Source organism: Actinophytocola sp., assembly GCF_045807065.1.
Lineage (GTDB): Bacteria > Actinomycetota > Actinomycetes > Mycobacteriales > Pseudonocardiaceae > Actinophytocola.
Genome location: NZ_JBJMIE010000250.1, coordinates 1 through 10,348, shown reverse-complemented (window position 1 = coordinate 10,348; position 10,348 = coordinate 1). Strand labels below are relative to the sequence as shown.

Sequence of the window (10,348 nt, the reverse complement as noted above, 5' to 3'; positions counted from 1 at the left end):
TGCTCGACCGGATCGCACTGTTCGGCACGGGTGCCTGCCTCTGCGCCGCCTACCTGTCCACCAGTTCTACGATCCGGAGAAGGAGGAGCACCGGCGGCACGTCTGGGTCGTGGCAACTGTCCCAACGACGGTCAGTCGGTGCCCGACCGCATCTGCGAGTGCCGCGAGTGCGGCAGGCGGTCCAGGTTGACCAGAGAGAGAATCACTAACACCTGGTGGAAGTGGGCCGAGGTCGCCCCGCCCGTGGAAGAAGCGCACGTGAGTGGGGTGTCCCGCGCGGGCAGCTGAGCAGCCGAGAAAGAACCGGATGACCAGTAACAACGTCCCTGAAGTGATCGCCGAAGACCTACGCTCGGTCTCCCGATCCAGCCGGCGAACCTGGGCCTGTTCAAGGGCCGAGACCCCCGCAGCGGCACGAAGCGCGCGAACGGCGACTACAGCGTGTGGAGAAATGCGCGCACCTCGAGCATGTCGATCTTCTCGTAGTCCTTGCGGTGCACGACGACGACGAGTTCCTTGCAAACGTCCTGCTGCCGCGAGTTGGCGACGAACGAGAGGATCATCATCTTCAGCAGGCTGTCGCGGTCCAGGCTGCTGATCCGCGCGAGTTCCGATCCGATGACCGGGACCACCAGTGTCTTGCGCTGACCGAACTGCCGCGCGGCGTCCCAGACATGGTTCAGTGCCTCCCAAAGGTCGTTGACGCTCGACCTGGCGATGAGATTGTTCTGCAGGTAAGAGTAGGCGACGCAGAAGTACCGCCGCCCGGGCGAACCAAGTGTGGCCACGGTCCCGATCGGGTAACGGCGACGTTTACCCGCCTTGGTAGAGGGTTGTTCTTCCCCGACCTTCTGAACGCCCATCAGCGCCTGCTCGATCTCCCGGTCAAGGCGATCGCGGTCCCCGTCGTAGATCCGCTGCAGGAACTGCCCTTGAACGCTCTCAGGGCTGATGATCTTTCCGCTGGTCGTGTCGGTGTCGAAGGTGTCGCTGAAGCCGATGACCAGGTTCCCGGTCTGGTCGAAGAGATCACTGACCTTCACCACGACCGAGATGTCGGGCAGGTCGAACTCGCGCCGCACCGAACGGCGGGGCCACGCACGGTACGTCGCCACCGTGACGATCAAGCAAATGATCACAACGACCGTAGCTGTCTGATTGATGCTGTTCTTCGGCCAGAGCGCCGCGTAGAGCTGGACCATTCCGGCGAGGAGCCCGAAGGTAGCCAGTGCAGTACCGGCGAACACGACTAGGCCGCGTCGGGTTCCCAACATCAAGGTAAGCCCTCTGAGCATCACCGGCCGATCTTCTCACGGCCAGCGACGCATTCGAGCGTACTTCACGCCGACCGCAGGTCATGGCTTCGTGCCCGTTCATCTGGCAGAATTCTGCCAGCGTGGGCGCATCTGTGACGCGACGTGATCACGCCGGGGCACGCTCGCCGGAGTGGGAGGCGATCATGCAAGCGTTCATCTCTTACGTAGACGATGACGGCGAGAGCACGTACTTCGCGAACTGGCTGAACGACGCCCTCAAGAGGCCCGGATCACCCGCGAAACCCTGGTTCGCCCCCAATCAGCTCATACCCGTGAACTCCTACGAGAAGCGTCTGCCACGCGCTGTCAACAGTTGTGATCTGCTGTTATTCGTGCGGGCGGAGCACACTCCGGACAGCAATGCCTGCATGGAAGAACTGCGTTTGGCTCGGCAGTTCGGCAAGCCGATTATCACCCTCCGTCTCGAAAGTGGTTACGAACACAACCCGGTCGTCGACCACCTGCCCTCCGTGGATTTCACAAAAGGCCATGAACAGGGGCTACAGGACCTCTTCGAGCGCATACGTACACTGAAGACGCCCGAAGGCCGGATAGCGCAACTGGAAGAAAAGCTGCGCCTAGTACGCGACGGCTTCCGCCGACTGAATCCCGTCGATTTGGCGGCTTCGAAAAAGGAAGAGGCGGCACTGCTCGACCGGCTCAAGGAGTTGCACGCACAAGCCCAGGTGGACTCGGACGCACTGGACCTGGCTCCCGCGGCCCACGCCATTCCATGGAGCGAAGTGCTGACCGACGGTCAAGAAGAGACAGAGAACGTGCTCAGGGAGGTCCACGAGGGCAGAACCCCGATAGTTCTCATCGTCGGGCCGGAAGGTGTCGGAAAGACACGGCTGGTGAAGAGTGTCATCGACCAGGCATCGACCGGATCTGGTGCGCACAGGCCACTCACCGAGTACCGGCAGGTGTACGGGCCGCAGTCCTTCACCGCGCACGACCTGACCGAGCTGCTCAAAGGCGCCGTCGACGAACCGTTGTCGACCGCGGCGACCCAACTGGAACGACTCGACGTCGCCATCGCCCGCAAGGTCGAAATCCTGATGGAGCTACTCCGGGACAAGCGGATAGTGGTAGTCCTGGACTCGTGTGAGGTACTGCTCGACGCGGATACCGGGAAACTGGTGAGCTCCGACCTCGACGACGCTCTGGAGGTGATCGCGCGGCAACGCCAGACGGTCGTCAAACTGTTGATGGTCACCCGGGAACACCCCTTCGCACGGCCTCGGCGGTGGCTGACCCGAACATTGATATGGAGTTTCGACAAGGGCATGCCGCTGGCGGACTTCAAGAAACTCCTCGCGAGCCTGGATCCGCACGACGCGTACGGGCTCCTGACCCCGCGTGATGAGCTGGTGGAGACGCTCTACGAGCGCACCGGCGGGCGACCGAGAGCCGCCGAGGTGGTACACGGGATCCTGGCGAGCCCTAGGAATCCGGAAAGCGAGCACAGTGCCCTCGACTCACTCGAGGACGTCGTGCGGACATTGACCGGCGCCACCCCCGACGAGACGCTGGACTTCCTCACCTGCCACTTGATCGAGGGCCTCGCACTCGACGTACGTCGAGTGCTGCAGGCGGTGTCAGCATTCGGCATCCCGGTCGATGTGGACGCGGTGGCGTTCATGCTACCGGGCGAAGGTGTGAAGCAGGTCCAACAGAGTCTCAGACACCTCCAGGCCAGCCACCTGGTGCGGCGGACGACGGAGGACCTGTACTACGTGCAACCCCCTGACGACACGAGAGCGTTGCAGTCGATACAGCCGTCCGCCGACGACGAGTGGGACCAGCGCAGCCTCCTCCTCCGGGCGGCTTCCTACTTCGCACTGCGACGCCGGACCGAAGGCGAGGTCAAGCGACTGAGCGATCTCACGGCCGAGTTCACCGAGATCGACCTCCTGCTCCAGGGCGGGGAGTTCGAAACGGCCTTCCGGGCAATCGAGAGCGTGGACGACTACCTCGACAACTGGGGCTGTCGGTGGTTGCTCCGCCGCCAACGCGAACAGATCTGCGGACTGTTGCGGGATGAGATGCACGAACTCGTCAACCTGCTGGCCCTCGGCGACATCGCACTCAGGGAGGACGATCTCGCCGTGGCCGAGTCCTGCTACCGCCAGGCCTTTTCCTACCTGGAGGTGTGCAACAGGGTCGACTACCGGCAGAAACTCGACGTGGCTCTCGGCGCCGTGCTGCAGCGCCGGGACGAGATGGCGAAAGCCGAGGACTACTACCGGAAGGCGCTAGCGATCGCACGGGAGCACGGCGTGGTGGAAGCCGAGATAGTCCCGCTGGCGAATCTCGCCGATTGCCATCGCCACTGGGGGCAGCTGGACGAGGCGGTTCGCTGCCTCGAGGGCGCGGCCGAGTTGGCCCGCGGCCAGGTGACGAGCGCACCCGGCCGCGACACCCGGCGCCGCCTGGCCGAGATCATGCTGAGGTTGGGCAGCCGGTACGCGGAGGTGGGTGACTTCGACCGAGCGGAGACGGTGCTGGAAGAAGCAGGCGCGCACGCGACGGAGATCGACAGCTGGGTGACCCAGTGCCAGTACCTGGACGCGATGGCCAACCTCAAACTCTGGCAGTACCAGACCCGGCAGGCGAGGGAGATCGGGAAACGCGGTTTGGAACTGGCGCTGGAGTTAGGGCGGGTTCCTCTGCAGCGGCAGGTATACACGACTGTGGCGATATGCTCGCTGATCGAGAACGACGTAGACGAGGCGGTGGAGCACATCCGCCTGGCAGCCAGGGGCAGGTTGCCAGGGCATGCTCTGACCACGCTCGCGTTGAACGCTGTGCTGGAACACCGCCGGGGTTTCCCGTGGTCGGCACAACGTCTCTTCCGGCAGTTGCGGCTCGAAGCGGCGGAACGAAGTCGACAGGACCAGCGCGACTTCGGTGCTCTCGACATGGAGGGCTTCGCACGGTGCGGCGAACACCTTGGCGGGATCGCCCCTCGGTTGGACGCCGCCATCGATGTCCTCCACCGGGCGCGACGTGTGACCCGGGCGCCCGGCATCACGAGACAGATGGTCCAGTTGTTGACACTGTTCAACGACGCGCGGCTGCAACCCGCGATCGCGGCAGTGGTCGGCGACTGAGTCTCCGGGCACTACGGCTCGGCACCGAGCCAACCGTAGGCGTGGGCCTTAATCAGGGCCTCGGTGCGGTTCGCCACTCCCAGCCTGTCGTAGATGCTGTTCAACAGCCGGTACATCGTCCGCTCCGAGTACCCTGCCAATTCCGCCAGATGTGCGACCGTCGTCCCCGACGCGAGCCGGCGCAACCAGAGAACCTCCTCCTGCCCGAGGAGCCGCGGCTCACCGCTGTCCCGCGGTGACGATGAGATCAGGGCGTCGATGACTGCTCTCGACACGATAACGTCGCCCACCAGGGCCGCATCGACCGCGCGCCGCATGACCGCCGAGGTCGTGTTTCGCGGGACGACTGAACTGGCGCCCAGACGGAGGGCCCTGATCGACAGAGCGGTGGTGTACTTCTCGAGCACCGCGATCACCAATGCCTTCGCGCTCAGGTGGCCGAGCAGCGTCCAGTCCTCCTGCGAGACGAGTGTCAGGATGATGACCCGCCGGCCGTTCTGTGCCGACCACACCCGGATGTCGTCCGGCGTTTCGACTCGGATTCCCTCTGAGGCCAGCGCGTCGACCACGCCGCGCTGGAAGAGGGGCAACGGGTCCAGGACTGCGACATGAGCCCTGGCCTCCAACGTTCCACCTCCGGTGCGCCAAGCGACATGTCGACGTGACAACTACCACGACGTCCCGACGGGGACAGGTAGCCACTCCGCCAGTGTGGAACCTCTCTGACATCTCGGTGAAAACAGGTCATGGACCTGCCGGGGGCGCCCCTCCTACTGTCGGGTGAGCCGTACCCGTCATCCGGCGCAGGGGAGGAACAGTGGTCTACGACGACGACCGTGACAACCCTTTGACCGATCGTCCACGCGCCACCGACCCTCCCTGGCGGCCCTGGTCGAGGAAGAAGAAGCGCACAGCTGCTCCGGCCGGCGAAGTCGCACGCGCCGCGTCGACCAAGTCTTACCGGTGTCCCGGTGTGACCGAGGACGGGAAGCGGTGCAAACGAACGAAAATCGGCGATCCTGACTTCACGTGTCACGACCACGTCAACCAGACGAGGAGAAGTCGGCGCCGAGCAGGCCGGTGAGACACCGGCTCCGGTGCCCGGCCAGGACCCGACGTCGTCAAGTCACCAGCTCGCTCGGGACGTCCTGATCGGACCCGCCGATCGCAGTCGTCCAGCGCCTCGTGGCAGTGCTGCGATCCGGACCTCGCGGCACGACGCGGCGGCCGTCTCCCGCAGACGATGCCGAGGCCGCTGTCGGTGGCACACGACACGGAGCCAATGGCCCACGCCGAGGTCAGTCGCAGATGATTCCCATTGTCGCGGATTGGTAGCTCGACAGGGTCTTGTCCCACGCCGAGTCCGTTCGGCCGCTCGACGGGAGCAGTGGCGTCAGCTGTGCCGAGAAGTCGACGCTGGCCTCGTGGGGGAGCAGCGAGGGCAGGTTGTCGATCGCGACGTGGTCCAGTGGTGGGTGTAACACAGCCTTCGGACCCGGCTATTTCCAGCTGGTGGCCGAGTCGTAGACCGGCAGCACGTTGTAGGCACCGCCGACGCCGCGTCCTCGACCTATAAGGCGGCATGCACCCGGCTCACCCGGGTTCGAGGAGGCGGGCCCGCCGAAGCGGCCGCCCCGTGAACAAAACATCCGGATGCGGCTCACCGGTGGGTGGACCGCAAGCGTTCCCTGACGTGCTCGGCGGTCGCGTTGACCGGGCTGACCGCTCCGTTCGACCTTGAGGTGTGGTTCCGCCAGCGGGTCGCGGTGCTTGGCGGCAACGGGTCGGGCAAGTCCCGGTTCCTGCACCTGCTCGCCGAGCAGGACGTCCCCCACACCGGGACGGTCGAGCTGGCGCCCGGGTGGTGCCGGGCCTGTTCACCCAGACGCACGCGCGTCCCGACCTCCATGGCCGCCGCGTCGCGGACATCGTCATAGCCGATACCGCGCTGCACCGCAACAACGCAATGGCCGCCCTGGCCGGGTACGAGCTCGCCGGCGCGGAGCAGCAGACGTTCGAGACGCTGTCGGGCGGGCAGCAGGCCCAGCTGCAGATCCTGCTGCTGGAGCTCACCGGTGCGACGTTGCTGCTCCTCGGCCGCGTGCCCGAAGTGTCAGGGTCCGCGAAAAGGGCAGCATGATCCGCTGGCAACCCATCACCCCGGCGATAGCTAACTGTCTTGTTGACCACGCCGCAGCCCGCGGCGCAGTCCTCCCGATCGCTCCCCTGCTCCGCTACCGCGACGGCCATCCCTCACCAGCCGCCGCCGCTACGACCACCTTTGGAAAAGACTCGATCAACGACTCCCCTGGATGGCCGCACAAGACATCTCCATCCACTCCGCCACACACCCTCACCTGGGTAGAACGCCACTTCGGCTACCGGTCGCCCGCGCCCACACCGAACACACCGACAACACCGGATCAGCCACAGCAACCTACATCAAAGCCAGCCTGCAAGAGGTCGCCACCGCCCTGGCCGTCATGGCCGGACAACCCCACCCACTCGCGCTCCTGCCGTTCAACGACCTCAGTGGGTTCTCACCCAGTGGAGCGAACCGACTCCCATTTCTCTGGCACACTTGACCACACAACACAAACACCTGCTAACCTGGGATTCATGGAAATCTCCGGGAAAACCGGGAATCTCCTAGGAATCGGTGTTTCAGTCTCGGACACGTTAACCCCCACGAAATTACGCGTGTCGCCTCGCGCGGGATTGTTTAGTTGATCAACTGTAGCTGCGGCTGGCCGGTTGAACTCGTGTTGACACGAGTGCACGTGTCGGCGTCGCACAGGATCGTAAGTCCTTGAGTGCGAAGGCTGTCGGCGAGGGCGGCTGGCTCGAGCGGTTCCGAAACCGCAAGGTTGACGGCGATGCGGGCAAGGATGCGGTCCTGCCGCAGGTACAACGTCTTGGGACGGTCACTGGCGTTGAGTTTCGCGGTGGTGTGGCCGTGCCGGCAGCGGTAACCCGGGCGGCCGTGCACCCAATGCGAATCCATCCGGCGCCCGCAAACCCGACAGACCACCAAGCCGACCAACGCGTATCTGCGGGCGCCGCCATCGGCGGGTCTCGGGCTGGCGTCAACGGCCTGGGCAGCGATGAAGTCAGCCTCGCTGACCAGCGCGGGATGCGCGACCGCCTTCGAGATCACCCAGTCCCGAGGTTGGTTCCACCGCTGCCCCGCCCGCTTCCGGCTGGAAGTCGAGTCGTGGTCGGTGCACTGTCGGTTCCACACCTGCCGGCCGGTGTAGCGCGGGTTACCCAAGATCGTGGCCACCGTCCGCAACGTCCACACCGCACCCGAGCGATGACGGTTCCGGCCGGGGTCCGCACTCGACGGACACGGCACACCCCGCACGTTGAGGTCGTGCGCGATCCGCGACGCGCTGTGCCCAGCAAGACGCTGGGCGAACATCCACCGCACATGCCGAGCAGTGACAGGGTCGGGTTCCAGCCGCTGCAACCGGCGCCCCCACCGCGCATGCGCAGCGTTCGGATGCGGCCCAGCGTCAACCAGCCGATAGCCGTAGGGTGGGCGACCACCCAGGAAGCGGCCCTGCTCCACAACCTGGGCCCGCATCGCCGCCAACACACGAAACCGCGACCGCAGCACCTCCCGCTTGGACTGCGCACCCAACAACATCGTGAGTGCTCGGTGAACCGGATCCGCAGCGTCGACCGGTCCGTTGGTCTCCGGCAACCACAACTGCACCCCGTGCCGGGCGAACACCGGCAGAAGTGCGGTGAGCTGGTCACCGAAGAACGCCCGCTCATACTCACCGACCACCACCGCATCAAACCCACGATCCGGATCAGCCAACGCCGCCAACAACACCCCAGCCTCCGGCCGATCCGACCACCCCACCCGGCGAGAACACCCCCGATCGAAAAACTCGACGACGACCACACCCTTACCGGTGACCAGTTCATCAGCGGCGTTACGCTGCCACGCCCGCGACGTCACATAGTCCTGAAAGTCCTCGGTGGACATCCGACCATAGAACGCGAACCGCATGCCACCAGAGACCGTGGCCGGTGTACGTCGCGACCGCCGCGGCCGACACCGCTGATGGTGGTCACTCCACTCCCCCAGGCCGTTGTTCGTCCGTTCTGTCCCTGCCGCCATATCCCGATCGCTCCCGTCCGCGTGGATGTATCCCAGCGAGGGTCGAGTGACAGCAACCGCGTGTGACGATCCACCAACAACATCACCCGAACGTGCACCAGTCGAACACCCCACCACGCGGTCAACGAGACGGCTACCAGGCGGTGGCGAGCCGCGCTAGCCAACCAGCGCAACATCGTGCAGGTCCGAGGCAACGGAACTGACCGACACAGGGATGGTGCACAGCAAGCAGGCCGCTACAGGACGCTGCTTACGGGCCGACGTGGATGTGTGCGGCCCACAGGGTCGGCATCTGCGGATAGCGGTCTCGCACCATGCGAATGGCTTCGTGCAGGCCGGTCGCCACGTTGCGGATGTCGAAATGGCAGGCGGCCAGCTCGGTGTAGATGTGTGTGGCGATTTTCGTGGCAATGGTGTCGGAGATTTCCCACAACGTGCCGATGACGTGCGGATAGCCGGCCAGTTGGAAGGCCGACGCGATGTGAATCGACTCGTTGACCAGATCGAGCGACGTGGTTGCCGTGCTGCACGCCGACAAGAACGCGAATTCGGGCTTGCTCAGGTTGAGCCGAGAAATCTCGACCACGCGCAACGGTTTGTCAGCATGGTCGTGCACAAGCAGGCGGCTCTCACCAGGATCGACCGGATCGCTGGCCGCGTGACATGCGAAGTGTGCCCATTCGCTCGCCGCCAACCGCGACAGGACCGCGTCGTGGGTGGCGTCCTCGTTGACGAGTTCCGACGTGCCGGGCAGCAGCCGGCCCAGCAACTCTGTCTCCTTCCGCGCGCCCGGCAGGTCGGTTCCCTCCGGGGTCCGTGACATGCCAACCGCCAGCACCGCGGGTGTCGTCCGCGACTCGGTACGGGAGATCTGACGGGCCCTGGCATGCGCGAGCGCCCGGATCGTCGGGGTGTACGAGGACGCGACGCGGTCCAGCACGGTGGCATGTAGGGGAAAATAGGCCAGCGGACCGCACGGCACCCACCAGAGTCGGCTGACGACGGGATCCAGCTCGCCGAGTATCGGCCTGGTGATGGTGTCCCACAGCCAAGCCAGCACGTCCCGCATGGCCTGCTGGCCGCCCGGGTCCCCCATCGCGTCGATGGCTGCGCGCAACTCGCCCAGCCGTTCGTGGACCGCGGGCAGTTCCAGTTTCGGCAGCGGCTGTATCGCCACCCCGGATTCGGTCAGAATGAGGGCGTCGCAGCGGTACTGGCTGACGTTGACCAGGACTACGGGTCCGCTGCGTGCCTCGGCGGTCAGCTGCGTCACGGTCGGTGGCAGGAGGAACCTGTTGAACCCGGGCGTCGACCGGATCCGTGCTGTCAACGCGGCCAACCGGCCCGCCAGCACCTGGCGTTCCTCGTCGGGGTGCTCGGAGTCGAGTTGACGGCACAGGTATCCGAACTCGTCGGCCAGCGCCGGGTGCGCCGCCCCCAGGTCCGTGAGGTCCGTTCTGGACTCCAACGCCTGCGCCATGAGCACGCCCCGGCCCAGCTCGAGCAGTTCGACGGCGCGGTCGGCGTGGCCCACCTCCAGCGCGCACGCCGCGGCATCACACACCAGCTGCGAGTGGCGCGCCATCCAGTGTGCCGCGTCGGTGCGCGTGAGTCCCCGCGCCGCGAGGACCGGCAGCAACCCCACGGCTACGTCGAACCCGTGCGCAGCGCGATCGGGCCGCTCGGCGGCCATCGCCACTCGGCCCCATGCGCTTGCGGCGTCCACTCGGACAGCTGGTCGCGCGCTGTCCCGCGTCGCGGCCCCTTCCAACAGGTCGAGCATCTCG

At 65.5% G+C, this 10,348-nt stretch carries 8 protein-coding genes; 3 read left to right on the top strand and 5 right to left on the bottom strand.

All coding sequences use genetic code 11. The features are described from left to right. Nucleotides 1-434: 434 nt before the first annotated feature. Nucleotides 435-1,202: a macro domain-containing protein gene (locus tag ACJ73U_RS14660; RefSeq protein ID WP_407778159.1), complete on the bottom strand. Its 768-nt coding sequence runs from the start codon at nucleotides 1,200-1,202 to the stop codon at nucleotides 435-437. A 257-nt stretch (nucleotides 1,203-1,459) separates the two neighbouring features. On the opposite strand from ACJ73U_RS14660, the gene ACJ73U_RS14655 reads away from it, so the two are divergent. After that, on the top strand, nucleotides 1,460-4,429 hold the full coding sequence (locus tag ACJ73U_RS14655) for a tetratricopeptide repeat protein (RefSeq protein ID WP_407778158.1): 2,970 nt from the start codon (nucleotides 1,460-1,462) through the stop codon (nucleotides 4,427-4,429). 11 nt (nucleotides 4,430-4,440) lie between these two features. Here ACJ73U_RS14655 and ACJ73U_RS14650 read toward each other — a convergent pair whose 3' ends face one another. Continuing rightward, complete coding sequence (locus tag ACJ73U_RS14650) at nucleotides 4,441-5,055, bottom strand: DNA-binding response regulator (RefSeq protein WP_407778157.1); 615 nt, start codon at nucleotides 5,053-5,055, stop codon at nucleotides 4,441-4,443. A 672-nt stretch (nucleotides 5,056-5,727) separates the two neighbouring features. After that, a complete protein-coding gene (locus ACJ73U_RS14645) occupies nucleotides 5,728-5,913 on the bottom strand; it encodes a hypothetical protein (RefSeq protein ID WP_407778156.1) in 186 nt (61 codons plus the stop codon). Nucleotides 5,914-6,099: 186 nt separating this feature from the next. Here ACJ73U_RS14645 and ACJ73U_RS14640 point away from each other — a divergent pair, with 186 nt between their 5' ends. Together ACJ73U_RS14640 and ACJ73U_RS14635 are read left to right on the top strand one after the other, a co-directional pair. After that, nucleotides 6,100-6,366, top strand: coding sequence for an ATP-binding cassette domain-containing protein (locus ACJ73U_RS14640; protein WP_407778155.1), 267 nt, complete (start codon nucleotides 6,100-6,102; stop codon nucleotides 6,364-6,366). Continuing rightward, nucleotides 6,291-6,569, top strand: a complete 279-nt coding sequence (locus tag ACJ73U_RS14635) for a hypothetical protein (RefSeq protein WP_407778160.1) — start codon at nucleotides 6,291-6,293, stop codon at nucleotides 6,567-6,569. The genes ACJ73U_RS14640 and ACJ73U_RS14635 overlap by 76 nt, the downstream gene beginning before the upstream one ends. 582 nt (nucleotides 6,570-7,151) lie before the next feature. On the opposite strand, the gene ACJ73U_RS14630 is transcribed toward ACJ73U_RS14635, so the two are convergent. Continuing rightward, nucleotides 7,152-8,450: a recombinase family protein gene (locus ACJ73U_RS14630; protein ID WP_407778154.1), complete on the bottom strand. Its 1,299-nt coding sequence runs from the start codon at nucleotides 8,448-8,450 to the stop codon at nucleotides 7,152-7,154. 361 nt (nucleotides 8,451-8,811) lie between these two features. Beyond that, the gene (locus tag ACJ73U_RS14625) at nucleotides 8,812-10,041 is read right to left on the bottom strand and encodes a CHAT domain-containing protein (RefSeq protein WP_407778153.1); all 1,230 of its coding nucleotides are present in this window, start codon (nucleotides 10,039-10,041) and stop codon (nucleotides 8,812-8,814) included. Between the last annotated feature and the right edge of the window lie 307 nt (nucleotides 10,042-10,348).